A 21,708-nucleotide genomic window follows, 5' to 3' on the forward strand; every position below is an offset into this window, starting at 1 on the left:
CTCACACCAGCGCCTTGCCGCCGGCGAACGCCTTGGCCGTGGCTTCGTCGTTGGCCTGCTCCGGCAGCAGCATCTCGTTGTGCGCCTTGCCGGACGGGATCATCGGGAAGCAGTTTTCGAGCGCCGCGACGCGGCAGTCGAACAGCACCGGGCGCTTGACCGCGATCATTTCCTTGATGGCGCCCTCGAGATCGGCCGGCTTGTGCACCTGGAGGCCGACGGCGCCATAGGCTTCCGCGAGCTTGACGAAATCCGGCAGCGCCTCGGAGTAGGAATGCGACAGGCGGTTGCCGTGCAGCAGCTGCTGCCACTGCCGCACCATGCCCATGTACTGGTTGTTGAGGATGAAGATCTTGATCGGCAGCTCGTACTGCACGGCCGTCGACATCTCCTGCATCGTCATCTGCACCGAGGCATCGCCCGCAATGTCGATGACGAGGCTGTCCGGATGCGCCACCTGCACGCCGACCGCGGCCGGCAGGCCGTAGCCCATGGTGCCGAGGCCGCCCGACGTCATCCAGCGATGCGGCTCCTCGAAGCCGTAGAACTGCGCCGCCCACATCTGATGCTGGCCGACCTCGGTCGTGATGTAGGTGTCCTTGCCGCGCGTCGCCTCGAACAGGCTCTGGATCGCGTGCTGCGGCAGGATCACGTCGTTGCTCTTCTTGTAGTAGAGCGAGTTGCGCGCGCGCCACTGCGCGATCTGCTGCCACCACGACTTGATGTCGGGCTTCTTCGCCTCCGCCTTGAACACCTGGAGGATGTCGCCGAGGATGTTGCCGCAGTCGCCGATGATCGGCACGTCGACGCGGATGTTCTTGTTGATCGAGGACGGGTCGATGTCGATGTGGATCTTCTTCGAGCCCGGCGAGAACGCATCGACGCGGCCGGTGATGCGGTCGTCGAAGCGCGCGCCGACGCACAGCATGACGTCGCAATCATGCATCGTCATGTTGGCCTCGTAAGTGCCGTGCATGCCGAGCATGCCGAGCCAGTTCTTGCCCGACGCCGGGTAGGCGCCGAGACCCATCAGCGTGGAGGTGATCGGAAAGCCGGTGACCTCGACCAGTTCGCGCAGCAGCCTGGTCGCCTCGGGGCCGGAATTGATCACGCCGCCGCCGCTGTAGATCACGGGGCGCTTGGCATTGGCCAGCAGCGCCACGGCCTTGCGGATCTGCGTCGCATCGCCCTTCACGCGCGGCGCGTAGGAGCGGTGCACGTCGGACTTGCGCGGCGGATGATAGGTGCCGGTCGCGAACTGCACGTCCTTGGGGACGTCGACCAGCACCGGGCCCGGACGGCCCGAGGTCGCGACATAGAAGGCTTCGTGCAGCACTTTTGCGAGATCGTTGACGTCGCGCACCAGCCAGTTGTGCTTGGTGCAGGGGCGCGTGATGCCGACCGTGTCGCATTCCTGGAAGGCGTCGTTGCCAATCAGATGCGTCGGCACCTGGCCGGAGATGCAGACCAGCGGGATGGAGTCCATCAGCGCGTCGGTCAGCGGCGTCACCATGTTGGTGGCGCCGGGGCCGGAGGTCACCAGCGCAACGCCGGGCTTGCCGGTCGAACGCGCATAGCCCTCGGCGGCATGGCCCGCGCCCTGCTCGTGGCGGACCAGGATGTGCTGAACCTGGCTCTGCTGGAAGATCTCGTCGTAGATCGGAAGCACCGCGCCGCCGGGATAGCCGAAAATGTCGGTCACGCCGTGATCGATGAGCGCGCGGACGATCATCGCGGCGCCGGTCATCTGGTTCGGATCGTGGCTCTTGTCGCTCATTGGCTTGCTCCGGATGCGCTGTTGCCAGCGGCTTCATTCGTGTCGGGTTCGGGAAATAAAAAAGGCCCCGAAGAGGGCCCACGCACACCGCCTGTCTTGTGGATGGCAGCTAGCCATCCCCGGCGGTGTGCCTGGGTACGACGGCGATAAGGAGTTTGGTAATAATGTTACGCATGGCAGGCGCTCGGCTTCCCAAAGGTTGCGCGAAACATAGCGACCAAACCTTGGATGTCAAGGCAATGCGGCCGTTCCCGCGCGATTTTGGCAGTGTAGCCGTGTTCCCGGGGTTCGGCGAGAGGTAAATTCGGGAACCGCGCGCAAAAGCGTGTCAGGCCGGGTCGTCAGTTGCGCTCACGATCGCGGCCAGCCACCCCCTCGCCTCATCCGGCCTCATCCATTCGAATTCCGGCAATTGGTGCCGGAACCAGGTGAACTGGCGCTTGGCATAGTGGCGGGTATCGGCCCGGCCGATTCCGGCGGCCTCCTCCAGGCTGAGCTCGCCGCGCAGATGCCGGATCAAGGACGGCACGCCATGGGCTTTCATCGCCGGCAGCAGCGGATCGAGATGTCTGGCGGCGAGCCGCTCGACTTCCCTGAGCGCTCCGGCACCCAGCATGGCATCGAAGCGGGCATCGATGCGGGCATACAGCTCGTCCCGTTCGGGGGCGAGAAACACCGCGCGAAAACTGTCCTTCGGCAGCAGCGGCGGCTGTCCTTCCCGGTGCCAATCGAGCAGCGAACGCCCGGTTGCCTCGACCACTTCGAGCGCGCGCGCGATCCGGGTGCGGTCGCGCAGGTTCAATCGTTCGGCTGCGCGCGGATCGCGGCGCGCGAGTTCCGCGTGCAGCGCCTCGACGCCGTTCCGTTCCAACCGCGCCCGCACATCGTCGCGCACCTCGGCAGGGATCGGCGGCACCACGGAAAGGCCGGCCGTCAGCGCCTTGAAATAGAGCCCGGTGCCGCCGATGAAGATCGGGAGACGTCCCTGAGCCCTTGCTTCATCGAGCGCCTTCGCCGCGTCGCTTACCCAGGCACCAGCCGAGAAATTCACTGCGGCATCGACATGGCCATAGAGACGATGCGGCACGAGCGCCTCATCCGCCGCTGTCGGCCGCGCCGTGATGATGCGGAGGTCGCGGTAGACCTGCATGGAATCGGCATTGATGACGACACCCTCGGTGGCGAGCGCAAGCTCGAGCGCCAGCGCCGACTTGCCGCTGGCGGTCGGGCCTGCGATAAGCACGGCCTTGCTTGAATGCCCCTCGCTCACGAAAACCTCAAATGTCCCTCGTTGCCACGCTGATCTGCAACCCTGACAATCCCGCGCTCGACTCGACCATCGTCGACGGCGCCCGCGCCGTGCTGCCTCAGGCAGCTCCCGCGCACTGGCTATCCGACGGGGTTGCGGTCGACATTCCCTTCGGCGCCGACAGTAACCTCGAAGGCGACCGCCACGCCATCGAGCAGCGGTTGCGCGAGCTCCGAGGCGACCTGCCCATCGACATCGTCGTGCAGCCAGTCGGCTTCCGGCGCAAGAAGCTTTTCCTCGCCGACATGGATTCCACCATGATCGGCCAGGAATGCATCGACGAGCTCGCCGATTTCGTCGGGGTAAAGGCGCATGTCGCAGGCATCACCGAGCGCGCGATGCGCGGCGAGATCGAGTTCGAGCCGGCGCTGCGCGAGCGCGTCGCGCTGCTCAAGGACCTGCCCGCCAGCGCGGTCGACGAGGTGCTGGCCAAGCGCATCACGCTGACGCCGGGCGGCCGTGCGCTGGTCGCGACCATGCGCGCGAACGGCGCCTACACCTGCCTCGTTTCCGGCGGCTTCACCCTGTTCACGAGCGCGGTCGCCGCCAAAATCGGCTTCCAGGAGAACCGCGCCAACGAGCTCGTCGTGCGCGACGGCAAGTTCACCGGCGAGGTGAAGGAGCCGATCCTCGGCCGCGCCGCGAAGCTCGCGACGCTGGTGGATTTGATGGAGTCGTTCGATCTCGACGACATCGACTCGGTCGTGGTCGGCGACGGCGCCAACGATCTCGGGATGATCCAGGCGGCGGGCCTCGGTGTGGCGTATCACGCCAAGCCCGCAGTGGCCGCGGCGGCGGCGGCGCGGATCGATCACGGCGATCTCACCGCGCTGCTCTATGCGCAGGGGTATCGGCGCGAGGAGTTCGTGGAGGGGTAGCTTCCTCCTCCGTCATACCCCGCGCAGGCGGGGCATCCAGTACGCCGCAGCTTCCCCGTATCCTCGCACTGTCTCTGGAATATCACCCGCCTTCGCGGGTGATGACAGCGAGTGTGGGGCAAGAGCGTTCCTTACTGCACGCTCAGCGCAACAAATCTCAGCTCGCCCTCGCCGTTCGACACCAGCAGCAGCACCGATTTCTTGCCGTCCTTCTTGAGCTGATCGACCCGCTTCTGGATGTCGGCGCCGCTCGACACCGCCTCCTGCGCGACCTCGACGATGACATCGCCGGCGGACAGGCGCTTCTCGGCGGCGTCAGAATTGGCGTCGACGTTGGTAACGACCACGCCCTTGACGCTGTCCTTGATCTTGTAGCGCGTGCGCAGATCCTTGCTCAGCGTTGCGAGATCGAGGCCAAGCGCCTTCTGCGTCACCGGCCTCTCCGGCGCGGGCTCGTCGGTCTTCACTGCGGCCTGCACCTTCTCGGGATCCTGCAGGCGGCCGAGCGTGACCTTCTTGGTCTCTTCCTGGCCCTTGCGGATGATGACGACGTCGACCTCCTTGCCGACCGCCGTGTCGGCGACGACGCGGGACAGGTCCTTCGGGTCCTTGACGTCCTTGCCGTCGAACTTGACGACGACGTCGCCGGGCTCGATGCCGGCGGGCTTGGCCGGGCCCTTGTCGTCGACGCCGGCGACCAGCGCACCACGCGCGGGCTTGATGTTGAGACTCTCGGCGATCTCGTCGGTGACGCTCTGGATACGCACGCCAAGCCAGCCGCGACGCAGCTCGCCGAACTGGCGGAGCTGGTCGACGACGCCCACCACCGTCTTCGACGGCACGGCGAAGCCGATGCCGATGGAGCCGCCGGAGGGGGAGATGATCAGCGTGTTGACGCCGATGACGTCGCCGTCGAGGTTGAACAGCGGACCGCCGGAATTGCCGCGATTGATGGAGGCGTCGGTCTGGATGTAGCTGTCGTACGGCCCTGAGGAGATGTCGCGGTTCTTGGCCGAGACGATGCCGGCGGTCACCGTGCCGCCCAGGCTGAAGGGGTTGCCGATCGCGACCACCCAGTCGCCGAGGCGCAGCTTGTCGGAGTCGCCGAACTTCACCGCGACCAGCGGCTTCGGCGGCTTGATCTTGAGCACGGCGAGATCGGTCTTCTTGTCGACGCCGACCAGCTCGGCCTTGATCTTGGTGCCGTCGTTGAGGATGACATGGATCTCATCGGCATCCGCAATGACATGGTTGTTGGTGACGACGACGCCTGATGTGTCGATGATGAAGCCGCTTCCGAGTGAGTTGGTCTTCCGCGGCGGATTGTTGTCGCCGCGCTCGCCGCCCTTGCTGCCGCCACCGGGACCCCGGCGGTTCTTGAAGAAGTCGTCGAAGAACTCCTCGAAGGGCGAGCCGGGCGGCAGTTGCGGCATGGTGTTGCTGCCGGCGCCCTTGGTCTCGACCGTCTGCGAGGTCGAGATGTTGACGACCGCGTCGATCACCTTCTCGGCGACGTCGGCGATGCCATCCGGTCCACGCGCCTGGGCCGGCGTGCCGAACGCGCTGAAAGCACCGACGGCGAGCGCGGCCAGCCCAATTCGCACACCAAGTCGCACGCAACGGCGCGAGCGGGACGGGGCAGTGGTGGCAGCGGTCATTGTGATCTCCAGACAAAGGGATTCGGCGCCAGACTGCGCTCGAACGGGGGCACGGCGCAAGCGCGGAGCTTAACGGGCCTCAAGAACCCGATAATAGGGCGAAAACCCGTCTGGCGCCTTCACTTTGGCGTTGGCCTGATACCTAAATCGGTCGCCGCATAACCCAGATCAGGACTAGGCCGGCCACGGCCGAGCCGATCCCCACCACCCGCAGGATGTTGTCCGGTGTGGCGATCGCACTCTTCATGGCCTTGCGCATCCAGTTGGGACTGGCCGCGAACATCAAGCCTTCCAGCACGAACAGGATGCCTAGGCCGATGAGGAAGTCGGCGAACGCAATGGACCTCATCGGAATGGAACCTCCCGTTATGCTGTTCTTGTCTGGACAAAGGGCGGCCAGACCGGCCGCCCTTGTCTAGCTTACGGCTTCGCCGGCGTCTCGGTTGCCGTCTTGCCGGACGGGTTACCGAAGTACCGGAAGAAATCCGAGTCCGGCCGCAGCAGGAAGCGGGTGTCGCTCGCACGCAGCCCGTTCTCATAGGCCGTCATCGACCGGTAGAAGGCGAAAAAGTCGGCGTCCTTGCCGTAGGCCTCCGCAAACAGGCGGTTGCGCTCGGCATCGCCCGCGCCGCGGGTCTGCTCAGCCTGCGAATTGGCTTCCGCGATGATGACGGTCGCCTCGCGGTCGGCCTTGGACTTGATCTCCTGAGCCTTCTGTCCACCCTGTGCACGGAACTCGGCGGCCTCGCGCTCGCGCTCGGTCTTCATGCGCTGGTAGACCGCCTGGCTGTTCTGCTCCGGCAGGTCGGCGCGGCGGATCCGGACGTCGACGACCTGAATGCCGTAGCCGTCGGCCTCGTGGTCGAGCTGGTCACGGATGCGCAGCATCAGCTTCTCGCGGTCATCCCGAACCACGTTGATGAAGCTGACCTCGCCGAGCACGCGGCGCAGCGCCGCGTTGAGGAGCGTGGTGAGCTGGATGTTGGCGGCCTGGATCGAGCCGACGCTCTGATAGAAGCGCAGCGCATCCTTGATGCGATAGCGCGCGAAGGCATCGACCACGAGCCGCTTCTGGTCGGACGCGATCGCTTCCTGCGACGGGTTCTCCAGGTCGAGGATCCGCTTGTCGATGTTGATCACCGAATTCCACGGTGCCTTGAAATGCAGGCCGGGCACGGTGACGACGTCGACGGGCCGGCCGAACTGGAGCACGATGGTCTGCTCGGTCTGTTGCACCGTGAACAGCGACATGTAGGCCACGATCAGGACCAGGAGCAGCCCGAGCAGCGTGACAAAACCTGTAACCGGAGACCTCATCGGTTGGCTCCGCTCGACTGCGGACCGGTCATAGGTGCCCGCTTGGGCGCCAGTTCGGGAAGCGGCAGATAGGGCACGACGCCCTGGCCTGAGGGGCCGCCGTCATAGACGAGCTTGTCGGCGCCGCCGAGCACGCGCTCCATCGTCTCCAGGTAGATCCGTTCACGCGTCACGTCGGGCGCCTTCCTGTATTCGTCGTAAATCTTCAGGAAGCGCGCGCTCTGGCCCTTGGCCTCGGCAACCGCCTGCTCCTTGTAGCCTTCGGCATCCTGCAGAATCTTGGCCGCGCGTCCGCGCGCTTGCGGCACCACTTGGTTGGCGTAGGTCTGCGCTTCGTTCTGCAACTGCTCCTGATTGGCGCGCGCCGCCTGCACGTCGCGGAAGGCATCGATCACTTGCGCCGGCGGATCGACCTTCTGCATCTGCACCTGGGTGATCTGAATGCCCGCTCCATAGCTGTCCAGGGTTCTCTGGATCAGTTCCTGCACACCCTGCTCGGTGACGTTGCGCGCTCCGGTCAGGATCGGCTGGATCTGCGAGCGGCCGATCACCTCGCGCATCGCGCTCTCGGCGACCGCCTTCACGGTGCCTTCGGGATTCTGGATGTTGAAGAGGAAGTCGCCGACGCCGTCCGGCTTGATGCGCCAGAGCACGGTGAAGTCGACGTCGACGATGTTCTCGTCGCCGGTCAGCATCAGGCTCTCTTCCGGCACGTCACGAATGGAGCGGCCGCGCCGCGCCGGATCTTCGATCAGCGTCATGCCGATGGAGATGGTGTTGACGCGCAGCGCCTTGGGCAGCAGCACTGTCTCAATCGGATAAGGCAGATGATAGTTCAGGCCCGGCTGCACGGTGCGGACATGCTTGCCGAAGCGCAGCACGACGCCGAGCTCTTCGGACTGCACGCGGAAGAAGCCCGACAGCAGCCAGAATACGACGATCAGCAGGATGATCAGCGTGATGCCGAGACCGGAGAAATAGCCACCCGGCATGATCTGCTGGAGGCGGTCCTGGCCGCGCCGCAGAAGATCCTCCAGATCCGGCGGCCTCGGCCCGACCGGTTGCGGGCCTGAGCCCCATGGTCCCTTTGGACCCGAGCCCCATGGGCCACCGCCCTGATTCTTCCACGGCATTCGACGCTCTCCTCGGCAGGGTGGAATTGCCCCCGCCCGCTTTGTCCGGTCCGGCTTTATAGGGGACAGGCAGGTCCCTTACAACGCAGCCTGGGCCATCTTCCGAGCTATGCTCGGGCACGAAAAAGTCAATGTAAACATTGACGAAAGCGGTTAATGGCCGCGCCGCCGACGATATGTCACATAGGAGAAGTCGGCGCTGTCGTCGGGGCCGGCAGGATGGCGGATGCGTGCCACCTCATCCCACTCTGCCTTGTCGATGTCGAAATGCGTGTCGCCGTCGGGCCGCGCATGCACTTCGGTGATTTCGAGGCGATCGGCGCGATCGAGCCATTGCCGAAAGATCTCGGCTCCGCCGATCACCGCGACCTCAGTGACCGAACGCCGCAAGGCATCGCCGCGCGCAACCGCGTCCGCATCCACTGCCGACGTCGTGACGATGGCACCTGCGGCGCGATAGGCCGCATCGCGCGTGATGACGATGTTGGTGCGGCCCGGCAGCGGACGGCGGGGCAGGGATTCGAAGGTCCTGCGGCCCATGATCACCGGCTTGCCGATCGTGAGCGCCTTGAAGCGGGCCATGTCGGATTTCAAACGCCACGGAATGGCGTTACCCGCCCCGATGACGCCGTTCTCCGCGATGGCGACGACGAAGACGATCTCCATCAGGGTGCGCTCCCGGCAAGCCGCGTCAGCGCAGGCCCGGTAACGCGGCACAGCGTCCAGTCGTCCATCATGACCGCGCCGAGCGATTTGTAGAACGCGATCGACGGTGCGTTCCAGTCCAGCACCGCCCATTGCAGGCGCGACCAGCCGTTATCGACGCATTCCCTGGCGAGATAGACCAGCAGCGCCTTGCCGAGGCCCCTGCCCCGATGCGACGGCCGCACATAGAGATCTTCGAGATAGATGCCATGGCGGCCGCTGAAGGTGGAGAAATTCGCAAACCACACCGCGAAGCCGACCGGCTCACCGTTCCACTCCGCGATCGCGCAATAGAGCTGCGGCCGCTCGCCGAACAGTGCGTCGGCGATGTCAGCCTCGGTCGCCTCGACCTCGTGCGAAAGCTTTTCGTACGCGGCGAGCTCGCGGATGAAGGACAGAACGAGCCCGGCTTCGCCGGAGCGCGCGCGGCGGATGTTGACCGACATCTGCGCTAGACCGCGACTTCCGCCTTGATGTGCGGATGCGGATCGTAGCCGACGAGCTCGAAGTCCTCGTAACGGAAGGAGAAGATGTCCTTCACATCAGGGTTGATCCGCATCACCGGCAGCGCGCGCGGCGCGCGGGTGAGCTGAAGCCGCGCCTGCTCCAGATGGTTGGAGTAGAGGTGGGTGTCGCCGAGCGAGTGCACGAAGTCGCCGGGCTTCAGGCCGGTGACCTGCGCGACCATCATGGTGAGCAGCGCGTAGGAGGCGATGTTGAAGGGCACGCCGAGGAAGACGTCGGCCGAGCGCTGATAGAGCTGGCAGGACAGCTTGCCGTTCGCGACATAGAACTGGAACAGCAGGTGGCAGGGCGGCAGCGCCATCTTCTCGACGTCGGCCGGATTCCAGGCGGTGACGATCAGCCGGCGGGAATCGGGAGTGCGCTTGATCAGGTCGATGACATTGGCGATCTGGTCGATGCTGCGCCCGTCGGCGGTGGGCCAGGAGCGCCATTGATGGCCGTACACCGGGCCGAGATCACCATTGGCATCCGCCCATTCGTCCCAGATGGTGACGCCATTGTCGCGCAGATATTTGATGTTGGTGTCGCCCTTCAGGAACCAGAGCAGCTCGTGCACGATCGCCTTCAGCGGCAGCCGCTTGGTGGTCAGCATCGGGAAGCCGGCGGACAGATTGAAGCGCATCTGGTGACCGAACACCGACAGCGTGCCGGTGCCGGTCCGGTCGGTCTTCTCGGCGCCGTCTGAAAGAATCCGCTCGAGCAGGTCCTGATACTGGTGCATGTGCCAAAAACCTTAGGAAACGGCAGCCTTCGGGCAGGTGGCGAACTTAACGGCCACCTCTACGCTCCGACAGCAGCGATTCGCTGCTCCCATTGATTATACCCGGAAAAATGAGTGTTCCCGGCACAAACGACAAGGGCGGAACTGACGTCCCGCCCTTCTGCCTATCAGCTTGATTGCATTGCCTAAGTTGCCGGCTTGAGCACCGGGGTCCATTTCGCGATCTCGTTCTTGACCAGCGTGGCCAGCGATTCCGGCGTCCGCTCGGCGGGACCCGGGATGACGCTGCCGAGCTCGAGCAGGCGCTTGCGCACGGTCTCGTCGTCGAGCGCCTTGCTGGCCGCAGCGTTCAAGCTCGCCACGATCGCAGGCGAGGTTCCCTTGGGTGCGAATATCGCGTTCCAAGCCTGGGCCTGGAACTTCGGCAGGCCCGCTTCCGCCGTCGTCGGCACGTTCGGGAGCGACGGATTGCGCGCCGGTGTTGCGATCGCATAGGCCTTGATGGTGCCGGCGTTGATCTGCGGCACGGCGTTGACGATCTGGTCGCACATGTAATCGACCTGACCCGCCACCAGCGCATTCATCGCGGGGCCCGTGCCGTTGAAGGGCACGCCGACCGGCTTGATGTCGAGGATCGAGTGCAGAAGCTCGCACGAGACGTGCGAGACCGAGCCGACACCGGCATGCGCGGCATTCACCTTCTCGGCGTTCGCCTTCACATAGGCGACGAACTCCGTCAGGTCCTTCGGCGGAAAGTCCTTGCGCGCGAGGATCAGGATCGGCGTACCCGCCAGCAGCGCGATCGGCTCGAAATCCTTCTCGGGATGATAGGCGAGCTTCGGATAAAGCGGCACCGATGCCGCATGCGTGCCCATGTGGCCGGTGATCAGCGTATAGCCGTCATTGGCCGCACGCGCAGCGCGCGTGGTCGCGGTGGTGCCGCCGGCACCGACGACGTTCTCGATGATGATGCTTTGTCCCAGCGTCTGCGCCATGTGCGCAGTGACGATGCGCGCGACGACGTCGGTCGGGCCGCCGGCCGCAAACGGCACGATCATGGTAACGCTGCGCGTCGGATAGGTCTGCGCCTCAGCTGGTGCAACAAAGGCGCCCAGCGACGCGAGCGCTACGGCATATGCGCCCGTGAGCGCGCGAACGAAGGTCATGTCGATCCCCTGGTCGATCTCTTGGGCCACAAACAAAATGCCGGCCCAAAGCCGGCATTTTCATTTCACGAAGCCGTCACACAAGTCGATTCGACTTCCGAATGCGGCGCGCCGACGCAGGGCCCGGCGCCAACACAAGGCGCGGGGGCGACCTCAGTTCTCGGACTCGGTGAACACCTCGTCGCGCTTGGCGCGCAACACCGGTAGCACCGTAAGGACGAGCAGGCTCGCCGCGATCGCCAACAGCACCGCCGACAACGGACGCGTCAGGAACACGCTCCAGTCGCCGCGCGAGATCAGCAGCGCCCGGCGCAGGTTCTCCTCCATCAGCGGTCCGAGCACCATGCCGAGCAGCAGCGGTGCCGGCTCGAAATCGTGCTTGATCAGCCAATAGCCGACGAGGCCGAACACGCCGGCGAGGATGACGTCGACCGGCGCGTTGTTCACCGAATAGATGCCGATCGCGCAGAAGATCACGATCGAGGGGAACATCAGCCGATACGGCACGCGCAAGAGTCGCACCCAGATTCCGACCAGCGGCAGGTTGATGATGATCAGCATCAGATTGCCGATCCACATCGAAGCGATCATGCCCCAGACGAGATCCGGCTGCTTCTGCATCACCTGCGGACCGGGCACGATGCCATGGATGGTCATCGCGCCCACCATCAGCGCCATCACCGCGTTCGGCGGGATGCCGAGGGTGAGCAGCGGGATGAACGAGGTCTGCGCCGCGGCATTGTTGGCACTCTCCGGCCCCGCCACGCCCTCGATCGCGCCGCGGCCGAACCGCGACGGATTCCTGGCGAGCTTCTTCTCGAGCGTATAGGCCGCGAACGACGCGATCACCGCGCCGCCGCCGGGCAGGATACCGAGGATCGAGCCGAGCACGGTGCCGCGCAGGATCGGCGGCGTCGAGTCGGCCAGATCCTTCCTGGTCGGCATCAGGCCGGTGATCTTCTGCTGCACGAGATCGCGGTTCATCTCGGCGCCATGGTCGAGATTGCGGATGATCTCGGCGAAACCGAACACGCCCATCGCCACCGTCGCAAAGCCGAGACCGTCGGCGAGCTCCGGAATGTTGAAGGCCATGCGCGAGGCGCCGGTCTCGATGTCCGAGCCGACCATCGACAGCAAAAGGCCGAACACGATCATCGCGATCGCCTTCAGCACCGAGCCCTTGGCCAGCACGACTGCGAAGATCAGGCCGAGCACCATCAGCGAGAAATACTCGGCCGGGCCGAAGGCCAGCGCGAGTTTCGTGAGCGGCGCGCCCAGGATGGCAATCAAGACCGTCGCGACGCAGCCGGCGAAGAACGAGCCGATCGCGGCGATCGCCAGCGCCGGGCCGGCGCGACCCTGCTTGGCCATCTGGTGACCGTCGATGGCGGTCACGACCGACGTCGCCTCACCGGGTATGTTGACCAGGATCGACGTGGTCGAGCCGCCATATTGCGCGCCGTAATAGATGCCGGCGAGCATGATCAGCGCGCCGACCGGCGGCAGGCCGAAGGTGATCGGAAGCAGCATCGCGACCGTCGCAATGGTGCCGATGCCCGGGAGCACGCCGACCAGCGTGCCAACGAGGGCGCCGATCAGGCACATCAGGAGGTTGATCGGAGAGAGCGCGACGGCAAAACCGTGAGCGAGGTTGGCAAAAATATCCATCACACCCTCACTGGATCAGGAAACGCGGAAACATCGGCATCGGCAGCCCGAGCACGTATGGAAACAGGATTGCGCAACCGAGCGTCAGGCAGGCGCCGACGATCGCCGCTTCCAGCCAGCGCGTCTCGTGCGAGCCCGTCGCCGCGATCATGAAGCTGGCGAAGGCCGTGACCACGAGGCCGAGCGGCCGGATCGCCAGCGCGAAGAACAGGATCGCCGCCATCACGAACAGCGGCCCGCGCCAGGAATAATGGGCCATTGCCGGCCCATCGGTCAGAAGACCGGTCAAGGCGATGCCGGCAGACAGGGCGACCAGGAGCCCACCGAACATGCGTGGCGCGGTGCCCGCACCGAAGGAGAAGCCACGCATGCCCTGCAAGTCGCTCCCTGCCCACAGCGCGAACAGGGCAACCGCCATCAGGACGACGCCGCCGACATAGTCCTGCGCCGATCGGATCGTCATGAACAGCGTGAGGATCGCCACCACGAACAGAGGGTAGGAATAGATCAGCGCGAGCAGCACCTCGGACGATGCCTTCTTGGCGCCGCCGCCGAACGATCCGAAGATGGCACTGGGCGCGCCGGCAAGCAACGCCGCGGCGTGACTGGTCACGACCGCCGCCGGGCCGCGGCCGATGCCCCAGCCAAAGATCGTCCCGATCGACCAGATCAATTCGAAAATCTGCGGCGCAATCGCCAGCAGACAAAAGCCGAGCGCCAACCGGGTGTTTCGGGTGGCTGTCGCTGAGTGGCCCATCGTGTCGGCCATGCCTGTCTCCTCCGCGACCCGTAAGTCACGAGCACTGTTGTTCTAAATCGGCTGGATAGGGATCCCCGCCCGGATCACTGCCTAGCGATTTTCATCACACAATGCCAGCAAAACCCAACGCGCCTCCGGCGAGGAGGAACCAGTGTGGATTGATGCGCGAGACCGTGGTGATCACCGCAACCATTGCGGTCAGAAGCAGTGCAGCAATTGTGCGATCGGTGAATAGGGCCAGGATCAGGGCACTCGCCGCCATCAAACCGATCGAGAGCGGAACCAGTGCAGCCTGGATCAGGCCGGGCCAGCGCGGTTGGCTGGTGCGGTTCACGAGCCGGCTGACATAATAGGCAAGCAGCGCCGTCGGCAGGCACATCGCCAGCGCGCCCGGGGGTGCCCGCGACGGCATAGCCGATTAACGCCACGATAAGCACGTTCGGAGCCGGCGAGAGCTGCGCGATCGCATAGGCGTCAGTGAGCTGCTTGCCGGTCGTCCAGTGATTCACCTCGACCGCGATCCGGTGCATCTCGGGTGCCGCCGCGGCCGAATAGCGACATAGGTTGATATCAGCGGCCGGTCATGCCGCTACTTTCCGCCGCAGGAGATAAGTGACGCCGACAGTGACGGGGATCGCGACCGCGATCAACGAGGCCGACCACGACGGCCAAGGAACCTATCCAAAAGGAACCGCAGGATCGTCGTTCAACCCTCTGTTTTTTGTGAGCTTTGCCCCCTATATTGGGAGTGCCGGTTCGCCGGCTATGGAAATAAACGGTCGTCGCAATAAACCATTCGGACCCGGGGGCGGTACCCGGCGCCTCCACCAAAGCCCAGCATCGGGCGAGCTTGAAGCTGAGCTTTGGCGGGGGCGAAATAGGATCGACGAGGGCGTAAAGGGCGTGCTTTTTCCCGGTATTGTTCCGCCGTTATCGGGCTACTGCAATAGTTGCCAACGACAACTTTGCTCCGGTTGCTCAGGCTGCGTAACGCAGTTTGAAAGACCATCTTAAAGTCCTAGCGGGTTAAGCTCCGCTAGGCGGGGTTCGGAGGCACCTGGCAACAGAAGCCTCCACTTTACTCTTTGATTTCTTCCCCCGCGGGGACTCCTGCTCACCCCTCAGGCGCGGTACTATTGCGGCTTGGCGAGTCGGGCCGGCAGGGTCCGGCTTCGGGGATGCAACAGGACCACCATGGCGACCGATCATATCCGATACGATGTGCTGGCCCGCGATGCGCTGCGCGGCGTGCTGCGGAAGGTGCTGACCGATGCCGCGGCCCATGGCCTGCCGGGCGAGCACCATTTCTTCATCACCTTCGTGTCGAAAGCCGAGGGCGTGAAGCTGTCGCCGCGGCTGCTGGCGCAATATCCGGAAGAGATGACGATCATCCTGCAGCACCAGTTCTGGGACCTGACCGTGCACGAAGACCGCTTCGAGGTCGGCCTGTCCTTTGGCGGCATTCCGGAGCGGCTGGTGGTGCCGTTCAGCGCCATCAAGAGCTTCCTCGATCCGTCCGTGAAGTTCGGCCTCCAGTTCGACACCTCCGACGTCGCCGAGGTCGCGCCCGAGAATTTGCCGGCTGCGCCCGCACCATCGGCCGTGTCGGTCCCGGCACCTGCCACGGAAAAGGCAGAAGCTGCCGACGAACCGCCACCACCGAGCCAGGGCGGCGCCGAAGTCGTGCGGCTCGATCGTTTCCGCAAGAAATGATCTAGGTTGGATCCGAGCCCGTCGCGCACAGCCAAACTGCCTATATAGAGAAGCACATGAAGAGGCCGTGCGGCGTTCCGCGCGGCAAAATGGATGTGCTCATGGCCAAGTCGACCCGACCTTCACGCTCCGCGACCCGCACCGAGACCGACAGCTTCGGTCCCATCGAAGTCCCAGCCGACCGCTATTGGGGGGCCCAGACCGAGCGCTCGCGGCAGAACTTTCGCATCGGCACCGATCGCATGCCGATCGCGCTGGTGCATGCGCTCGGCATCGTCAAGCTCGCCGCCGCACAGTCCAACCTCGAGCTCGGCCTGCTCGACCAGCGCCGCGCCAATGCCATCATCCGCGCCGCGCGCGAAGTGATCGAGGGCAGACTGGACGACCATTTCCCACTTGTCGTGTGGCAGACCGGCTCGGGCACGCAGAGCAACATGAACCTCAACGAGGTGATCGCCAACCGCGCCAATGAGCTGCTCGGCGGCGAGCTCGGCGCCAAGAAGCCGGTGCATCCCAACGATCACGTCAACATGAGCCAGTCGTCGAACGACTCTTTTCCGACCGCGATGCACATCGCGGCGGCAAGCCGCATCAATGCCGATCTCGTCCCTGCCCTCGGCGAGTTGCTGCGCGCGCTGCGCAAGAAGGAGAAGGAGTTTTCGAAGATCGTCAAGATCGGCCGCACCCATACCCAGGATGCGACGCCGCTGACGCTCGGCCAGGAATTTTCCGGCTATGCCGCGCAGGTCGAAAGCGGCGTCGCCCGGCTCAAGATCGCGGTGAAGGACCTTTATCCGCTGGCGCAGGGCGGCACCGCCGTCGGCACCGGCCTCAACTCGAAGCCGCGCTTTGCAAAGCTGTTCGCCAAGCACGTCGCCGGGATCACGAAGCTCCCCTTCACCAGCGCCGCCAACAAATTCGAGGCACTGGCCTCGAACGATGCCTATGTGCTGGCGCACGGTGCCATCAATTCGGTCGCGACCGGCCTGTTCAAGATCGCCAACGACATCCGCCTGCTCGGATCGGGCCCGCGTTCTGGGCTCGGCGAATTGATCCTTCCGGAGAACGAGCCGGGCTCCTCGATCATGCCGGGCAAGGTCAATCCGACGCAGTGCGAGGCGATGACCATGGTGTGCTGCCAGGTATTCGGCAATCACACCGCGATCACGGTCGCCGGCAGCCAGGGCCATTTCGAGCTCAACGTCTACAAGCCGGTGCTGGCCTACAACATGCTGCACTCGATCCGCCTGATGGCGGATGCCGCGCGCTCCTTCACCGAACATTGCGTCAGCGGCATCCGCGCCGACGAAAAGCGCATAAGTGAGCTGATGCAACGCTCGCTGATGCTGGTGACGGCGCTGGCCCCGAAGATCGGCTATGACAACGCCGCCAAAGTGGCCAAGACGGCCCATGCCAACGGCACCACGCTGAAGGAGGAGGCGCTGCGGCTCGGCTTCGTCTCGGCCGACGAGTTCGACCGCCTGGTACGCCCCGAGAAGATGACCAGCCCGGGATAAATTCCGAATTCCGATAGTCATCCGTAATGATACGGACGCTCGGCGCCCAAAAAATATGCGGCTTTGCGGGCGGGATTTGATTACCGTCAATGTTGCGGCGGGGCGGCGTGTTACGCAGCTCTTCCGCCCTCGACGGGCGAAATCATCGTTTGATGGCCCGAGGGGCCGATTGACGAGGACAAGCAAATGGCGATCAAGTCTTGTGGGGCGCAATGCGGCACCCTGTTTCTGAATGTTTCATCCTGTCTGACGAGGATCGGATGATGGAGACACGGCATGGGGAACGTCATCAACCTGAATCGCTTCAGGAAGCGCGCCGAGCGGGAAGCCTCGGCGAAGCAGGCGGACGCCAACCGGGCGAAATTCGGTCGCACGAAGGCGGAACGGGCGGCGGAGGAGAAGCGGGCGGACCAGGCCAAGGAGCATCTGGACCAGCACCGGATCGATCGCGAGGAGCAGCCATGAAGTCGCCGGTCGTGAAACGGTCGATCGTCGTCGCCGGTCACAAGACCAGCGTCAGCCTGGAAGAGGCGTTCTGGAACGGCATGAAGGAAATCTCCGGCTTGCGCAACATGACGTTGTCCGAGCTGGTCGGCGAGATCGACAACAACCGCCAGCAGGGCAATCTGTCGTCGGCGATCCGTCTCTTCGTCCTGGACTACTTCAAGAGCCGCGCCATGGCCGCCCAGCCGGACAAGGTCCCGGCCCAATAGCCGTCGGGGGCGCCCTCGACGGCGCCCCGGCCTCTGCACTTTAAAATCACTCTAAGATGCAGCTTCGGCGGCCGCGCGCGCTTGACCTCAATGCCCTGCGTTGAAAATACAGGGCATGACCGACACCACTGACACGCGTTCGCACATGCCGCTGGGTCTGGCCCAGCGGGGCTATACCGGCGTCATCCAGCACCTCGCCGCCAAGCAGGCGGGCTCGGCGCTCTCGGACGTCGAGCTCGAGAGCCGCCTGATCGAACTCGGCTTCGTCGAGGGCGCCCGGGTCGAGGTCCTGCATGAGGGGCTGGTCGGGCGCGACCCGATCGCCGTGCGGGTCGACAGCATCACCATCGCGGTCCGCCGTCGCGAAGCCATGGCCATCATCGTCGCTTAGATTGCGACGGGACGCCTCATTACAAGCCGCTTGCCGGGCTCTTGATCACATGGAATTACCCCTGCTGCATCTCGCCCTGGTGGGCACGCCAAACAGCGGCAAGACCTCGCTGTTCAACGCCCTGACCGGCAGCCGGCAGAAGGTCGCGAACTATCCCGGCGTCACCGTCGAGCGCAAGGAAGGCTTCTTCGTCACCCCGTTGGGACGCCAGGTCTCGGTGGTCGACCTGCCCGGCACCTATTCGCTGCGCGGCCGCAGCCCGGACGAGGAGATCACCCGCGACTTCGTGCTCGGCAAGGCCACCGGCGAGATCGTGCCAGATCTCGTGCTGTGCGTGGCCGATTCCACCAATCTGCGCCTGACCATCCGCCTGCTGCTCGAGCTCAAGCGCACCGGACGGCCGATGATCCTCGTGCTCAACATGTTCGACATCGCGAGCCGCCGCGGCATCACTGTCGACGTCGTGCGGCTCGCCAAGGAGCTCGGCGTGCCCGTGGTCACCTCGATCGCGGTGCGCAAGGGCGGCACAGCCGACCTGCTGGCGCTGACCGACGAGATCTCGGCCAAGCTCGCCACTGAGCCGCAGGAGAACAGCTGGCGCGCGCTCAGCGTCAGCGAGCTGCGCTCCACCCAGCGCGAGGCCGACCGCATCATCGCCGATTGCGTCAGCCTGCCTGCTAGACCCGACACCTGGACCGCGCGGATCGACGCCGTGGTGCTGCATCCCGTCGGCGGCCTGATCGTGCTGGCGCTGATCCTGTTCTTCATGTTCCAGGCGGTGTTCGCCTGGGCGCAGCCGCTGATGGATCTCCTCAAGTCCGGCTTCGATGCGCTCGGCGAGTTCGTGCATGCCACCCTGCCCGAGGGCCTCTTCCAGAGCTTCCTTCAGGACGGCGCGATCTCGGGCGTCGGCAGCGTCATCGTGTTCCTGCCGCAGATCATCATCATCTTCCTGTTCATCCTGCTCCTGGAAGATTTCGGCTACATGGCCCGCGCCGCGTTCCTGATGGACCGCATCATGGGCGGCGCCGGCCTGCACGGCCGCGCCTTCATTCCGCTGCTGTCGAGCTTTGCCTGCGCCATTCCCGGCATCATGGCGACACGCGTCATCGACAACAAGCGCGACCGGCTGACCACGATCCTGATCTCGCCGCTGATGACCTGCTCGGCGCGCATTCCGGTCTATACGCTGATCATCTCCGCCTTCATTCCCGCGAAGGACGTCTGGGGCTTCATCAACCTCCAGGGCCTCGTGATGTTCGGCCTTTATGCGGCCGGCATCGCCAGCGCGCTCGCCGTCTCGTTCGTGATCAAGTTCTTCATGATCCGCGACTATGCGCCGGCCCCCTTCATGCTGGAGCTGCCGGACTACAAGATGCCGCGGCTGAAATCGATCGTGATCGGCATCTACACCCGCGCCAAGATGTTCCTGGTGCGCGCCGGCACCACGATCTTCTCGATGATGGTGCTGATCTGGTTCCTGGCCTCGTTCCCGCAGCCGCCGGCGGGCGCGACCGAGCCGGCCATCGACTTCAGCCTGGCCGCGATGATCGGCAAGGCGCTGGCGCCGCTGCTCGCGCCTGTCGGATTCAACTGGCAGATCGCGGTCGCGCTGATCCCCGGCATGGCAGCCCGCGAGGTCGCAGTCGCAGCCCTCGGCACCGTCTATGCAATCGAAGGCGGCAAGGAAGCGGCCGAGCAGATCGGCCAGGTGCTGGCGACGAAATGGTCACTCGCAACCGCGCTGTCGATGCTGGCCTGGTACATCTTCGCCCCGCAATGCGCCTCGACGCTCGCCGTGATCCGGCGCGAGACCGGAAGCTGGGCCTGGATGGGCGTGACCTTCACCTACATGCTGGTGCTGGCCTATGCGGCGAGCTTCGTGACGTACAACGTCGCATTGGCGCTGGGGGCCGGCTGAGGCCCCTCCACAACAAAACTGCGAAAACAACCCCATGCACAGTAGACGGGGGCTGTGAAATCAATGGCTTACGGGTGGACTAACAACACCCGACCACCGTCGCCCAAATTGCGCTTCGCTCCGGGCTACGGACTGCCCCGGTTGCACCGTCGGGCAAAACAGGGGCATGATGCCATCGTCGGCTTTCAACGCCACCGAGATCGCGACCACCCAAAATCGCCATCAGCATCCATGGATCGCTTCAGCACTGAAAGGCTGATCGCCGAGCGACTGCACGCAGATCACCTCTCCGACCTCGTCGCGCTGCATCTCGATGCCGAGGTGTCACGTTATCTCGGCGGGGTGCGCTCGGCAGCGAAAACCCGTCACGCTTCGACAGGGGCAGCAATGAATGATGGGTTTCGCAAGAGCTCTACCCATCCTACAGGCTATCTGCGCTGACCGGGCGCGGCGGACTCATGGCTCCATCGTGTAGGAGCGCCCGGGTTCGAGCACGTAGATGGTCAGAAAACGGAGCGGTCGTTCCGGGTCACAATTGCGAAACAGGGTGTGCGGAACATCCGCCCGGTCCTGCAACGTCTCGCCGGCCCGGTATTGCCGCGGTTCGTCGCTGCCATAGGCGGATTCGGCAACGCCTTCGACGATGTAGATCGCCCCCGCAACGGGATGCCGGTGAAGCGGCGCGACGCCACCCGGCGGATAGGTGACCTCGACGACCATCAGCTCCTGCTGACGGCCGGGCAATGGGAGACGTTCGAGAACACTGCGTGTGACACCGGCAAACCCGGCCTGCTGAGCGCTTGCCTGACCGTCGATCCGTTCATTCATGGAGCATCTGTCTCGTTCGAGAGTCTTGGGCCGCCGCGCCGGATCGCGGTGAATGACAATTGGAAATCCGGGCACAACGCGACAAGGTTGAAGGCCGAACCGCTCGCACAGCATTCCGCCTCATATGCGACAGCCCGTTCAAAGCCTCGTGTCGTGGTCCCTGGAACAGGGGACGCGCCTTGGCGCAGTTCCATCGAGCGGTTTCGATGAAGCACTTGAACGCAACTGACCTGAACATTCGTTCAAGAAAGTTTCGTCCCTGTTCCTGCAACGGGCAATGGCGGCAGCTGTTGACCAGGGGACGTGCAAACCAAGGAGGAACAGATGAACAAGCTCACTTGCGCTCTTGCGGCGGCAGCGATGCTCGCAATCGGTACTCCTGCCATCGCCAACGCGGCCGGCTTCGGCGTCTATGTCGGCGGCGACAGGGATTATTATTACGGGCCCCGCGCGCGCATCTACGAGCATGACCGCGGCTGGCACCGTGGCTGGTACCATCACGACCGCGACTACGACCGCGGCGTCGTGATCCGTCGTTATCACTATTGGGACGATTAGTGCGAGCCAGCACGATCGAACAAGGAGGCCTCGCTTCGGCGGGGCCTTTTGTGTTTTGCATTTGGACGCAAAGGAAGAGGCCGCCCAGCGAGGCGGCCTCTGTGGCCGACGTCTGCTGAAGGACTCTGGATTGCTTCGCTACGCTCGCAATGACGTCGTGGAAGCAGCCGCTACGGATGCTCCGATCCAGTCTTACCTGAAATAGCCCAACACAAGATCCACATCCGCGCTGCGCGCCACCGTGCCGTTCAGCTCGGCGTCGATGACGCGGCGGCAGGCCTCGATCGCGGCGTGGTCGCCGAGATCGTTGGCGGCTTCGAGCACGAGCCAGGCGACGTCGACCGAGGCCTTGTCCGGCGCACCGCCGCCGAGATCGGCGGCCGGCGACTTGTTGATCTTCTTGCGAACCGCGGTGCCGAATTGAGGCAACATTGCAGATACTCCCCTCTC

The 21,708-nt window shown here is 64.5% G+C and carries 22 protein-coding genes, 1 other RNA gene and 2 pseudogenes; 10 read left to right on the forward strand and 15 right to left on the reverse strand.

Annotated features, from left to right (window positions below; genetic code table 11):
- Position 1: 1 nt before the first annotated feature.
- A complete protein-coding gene (locus CVM73_RS26745; protein ID WP_100234800.1) occupies positions 2–1,777 on the reverse strand; it encodes an acetolactate synthase 3 large subunit in 1,776 nt (591 codons plus the stop codon).
- A 328-nt stretch (positions 1,778–2,105) separates the two neighbouring features.
- Entirely contained in the window at positions 2,106–3,047 is a 942-nt protein-coding gene (miaA, locus tag CVM73_RS26750) for a tRNA (adenosine(37)-N6)-dimethylallyltransferase MiaA (RefSeq protein WP_100234801.1), read from the reverse strand.
- A gap of 11 nt (positions 3,048–3,058) precedes the next feature.
- On the opposite strand from miaA, the gene serB reads away from it, so the two are divergent.
- The gene (gene serB / locus CVM73_RS26755) at positions 3,059–3,964 is read left to right on the forward strand and encodes a phosphoserine phosphatase SerB (protein ID WP_100234802.1); all 906 of its coding nucleotides are present in this window, start codon (positions 3,059–3,061) and stop codon (positions 3,962–3,964) included.
- Positions 3,965–4,095: 131 nt separating this feature from the next.
- On the opposite strand, the gene CVM73_RS26760 is transcribed toward serB, so the two are convergent.
- The 11 genes and pseudogenes from CVM73_RS26760 to CVM73_RS26810 form a co-directional block, all read right to left on the reverse strand.
- Positions 4,096–5,622: a Do family serine endopeptidase gene (locus CVM73_RS26760; protein ID WP_100234803.1), complete on the reverse strand. Its 1,527-nt coding sequence runs from the start codon at positions 5,620–5,622 to the stop codon at positions 4,096–4,098.
- 142 nt (positions 5,623–5,764) lie between these two features.
- A complete protein-coding gene (locus tag CVM73_RS26765; RefSeq protein WP_100234804.1) occupies positions 5,765–5,971 on the reverse strand; it encodes a DUF2065 domain-containing protein in 207 nt (68 codons plus the stop codon).
- A 71-nt stretch (positions 5,972–6,042) separates the two neighbouring features.
- Positions 6,043–6,939, reverse strand: coding sequence for a protease modulator HflC (hflC, locus tag CVM73_RS26770; protein WP_100234805.1), 897 nt, complete (start codon positions 6,937–6,939; stop codon positions 6,043–6,045).
- The gene (gene hflK / locus CVM73_RS26775) at positions 6,936–8,072 is read right to left on the reverse strand and encodes an FtsH protease activity modulator HflK (protein ID WP_100234806.1); all 1,137 of its coding nucleotides are present in this window, start codon (positions 8,070–8,072) and stop codon (positions 6,936–6,938) included. The genes hflC and hflK overlap by 4 nt, the downstream gene beginning before the upstream one ends.
- 153 nt (positions 8,073–8,225) lie before the next feature.
- On the reverse strand, positions 8,226–8,738 hold the full coding sequence (locus CVM73_RS26780; protein WP_100234807.1) for a dihydrofolate reductase: 513 nt from the start codon (positions 8,736–8,738) through the stop codon (positions 8,226–8,228).
- Positions 8,738–9,223, reverse strand: coding sequence for a GNAT family N-acetyltransferase (locus CVM73_RS26785; protein WP_100234808.1), 486 nt, complete (start codon positions 9,221–9,223; stop codon positions 8,738–8,740). The genes CVM73_RS26780 and CVM73_RS26785 overlap by 1 nt, the downstream gene beginning before the upstream one ends.
- Positions 9,224–9,228: 5 nt before the next feature.
- Complete coding sequence (locus tag CVM73_RS26790; RefSeq protein ID WP_100234809.1) at positions 9,229–10,023, reverse strand: thymidylate synthase; 795 nt, start codon at positions 10,021–10,023, stop codon at positions 9,229–9,231.
- A gap of 185 nt (positions 10,024–10,208) precedes the next feature.
- Positions 10,209–11,189 (reverse strand): tripartite tricarboxylate transporter substrate binding protein BugD, encoded by a 981-nt coding sequence (locus CVM73_RS26795; RefSeq protein WP_100234869.1) that lies wholly within the window; start codon positions 11,187–11,189, stop codon positions 10,209–10,211.
- Positions 11,190–11,342: 153 nt separating this feature from the next.
- On the reverse strand, positions 11,343–12,857 hold the full coding sequence (locus CVM73_RS26800) for a tripartite tricarboxylate transporter permease (RefSeq protein ID WP_167407077.1): 1,515 nt from the start codon (positions 12,855–12,857) through the stop codon (positions 11,343–11,345).
- 7 nt (positions 12,858–12,864) lie between these two features.
- On the reverse strand, positions 12,865–13,626 hold the full coding sequence (locus CVM73_RS26805) for a tripartite tricarboxylate transporter TctB family protein (RefSeq protein ID WP_100234811.1): 762 nt from the start codon (positions 13,624–13,626) through the stop codon (positions 12,865–12,867).
- Between the two features lie 94 nt (positions 13,627–13,720).
- Positions 13,721–14,168, reverse strand: a pseudogene (locus tag CVM73_RS26810) (chromate transporter); the annotation flags it as partial.
- A 160-nt stretch (positions 14,169–14,328) separates the two neighbouring features.
- Here CVM73_RS26810 and ssrA point away from each other — a divergent pair.
- From ssrA to CVM73_RS26850, 8 genes and pseudogenes are all read left to right on the forward strand, one after another.
- Positions 14,329–14,695, forward strand: a transfer-messenger RNA (tmRNA) gene (gene ssrA / locus CVM73_RS26815).
- A gap of 116 nt (positions 14,696–14,811) precedes the next feature.
- Positions 14,812–15,330 carry an SspB family protein gene (locus CVM73_RS26820; RefSeq protein ID WP_100234812.1) on the forward strand — a complete coding sequence of 173 codons (519 nt, stop codon included), beginning with the start codon at positions 14,812–14,814 and terminating at the stop codon, positions 15,328–15,330.
- 89 nt (positions 15,331–15,419) lie between these two features.
- On the forward strand, positions 15,420–16,847 hold the full coding sequence (fumC, locus tag CVM73_RS26825; RefSeq protein ID WP_100234813.1) for a class II fumarate hydratase: 1,428 nt from the start codon (positions 15,420–15,422) through the stop codon (positions 16,845–16,847).
- 276 nt (positions 16,848–17,123) lie between these two features.
- Complete coding sequence (locus CVM73_RS26830) at positions 17,124–17,312, forward strand: DUF4169 family protein (RefSeq protein ID WP_100234814.1); 189 nt, start codon at positions 17,124–17,126, stop codon at positions 17,310–17,312.
- The gene (locus CVM73_RS26835) at positions 17,309–17,560 is read left to right on the forward strand and encodes a ribbon-helix-helix domain-containing protein (RefSeq protein WP_025038043.1); all 252 of its coding nucleotides are present in this window, start codon (positions 17,309–17,311) and stop codon (positions 17,558–17,560) included. The genes CVM73_RS26830 and CVM73_RS26835 overlap by 4 nt, the downstream gene beginning before the upstream one ends.
- Positions 17,561–17,675: 115 nt before the next feature.
- Positions 17,676–17,951 (forward strand): FeoA family protein, encoded by a 276-nt coding sequence (locus CVM73_RS26840; protein ID WP_100234815.1) that lies wholly within the window; start codon positions 17,676–17,678, stop codon positions 17,949–17,951.
- 49 nt (positions 17,952–18,000) lie between these two features.
- A complete protein-coding gene (gene feoB / locus CVM73_RS26845) occupies positions 18,001–19,872 on the forward strand; it encodes a ferrous iron transporter B (protein ID WP_100234816.1) in 1,872 nt (623 codons plus the stop codon).
- Positions 19,873–20,103: 231 nt separating this feature from the next.
- A pseudogene (locus CVM73_RS26850) lies at positions 20,104–20,238 on the forward strand (GNAT family N-acetyltransferase); the annotation flags it as partial.
- Between the two features lie 90 nt (positions 20,239–20,328).
- On the opposite strand, the gene CVM73_RS26855 reads toward CVM73_RS26850, so the two are convergent.
- Positions 20,329–20,700, reverse strand: coding sequence for a cupin domain-containing protein (locus tag CVM73_RS26855; RefSeq protein ID WP_100234817.1), 372 nt, complete (start codon positions 20,698–20,700; stop codon positions 20,329–20,331).
- A 324-nt stretch (positions 20,701–21,024) separates the two neighbouring features.
- On the opposite strand from CVM73_RS26855, the gene CVM73_RS26860 reads away from it, so the two are divergent.
- Positions 21,025–21,258, forward strand: coding sequence for a hypothetical protein (locus CVM73_RS26860; protein ID WP_208639245.1), 234 nt, complete (start codon positions 21,025–21,027; stop codon positions 21,256–21,258).
- A gap of 192 nt (positions 21,259–21,450) precedes the next feature.
- Here the strand turns inward: CVM73_RS26860 and CVM73_RS26865 are convergent, their stop codons facing one another.
- Complete coding sequence (locus tag CVM73_RS26865) at positions 21,451–21,690, reverse strand: hypothetical protein (protein ID WP_100234818.1); 240 nt, start codon at positions 21,688–21,690, stop codon at positions 21,451–21,453.
- Positions 21,691–21,708 lie beyond the last annotated feature (18 nt).

The organism is Bradyrhizobium forestalis, assembly GCF_002795245.1.
GTDB classification, from domain to species: Bacteria; Pseudomonadota; Alphaproteobacteria; order Rhizobiales; family Xanthobacteraceae; genus Bradyrhizobium; species Bradyrhizobium forestalis.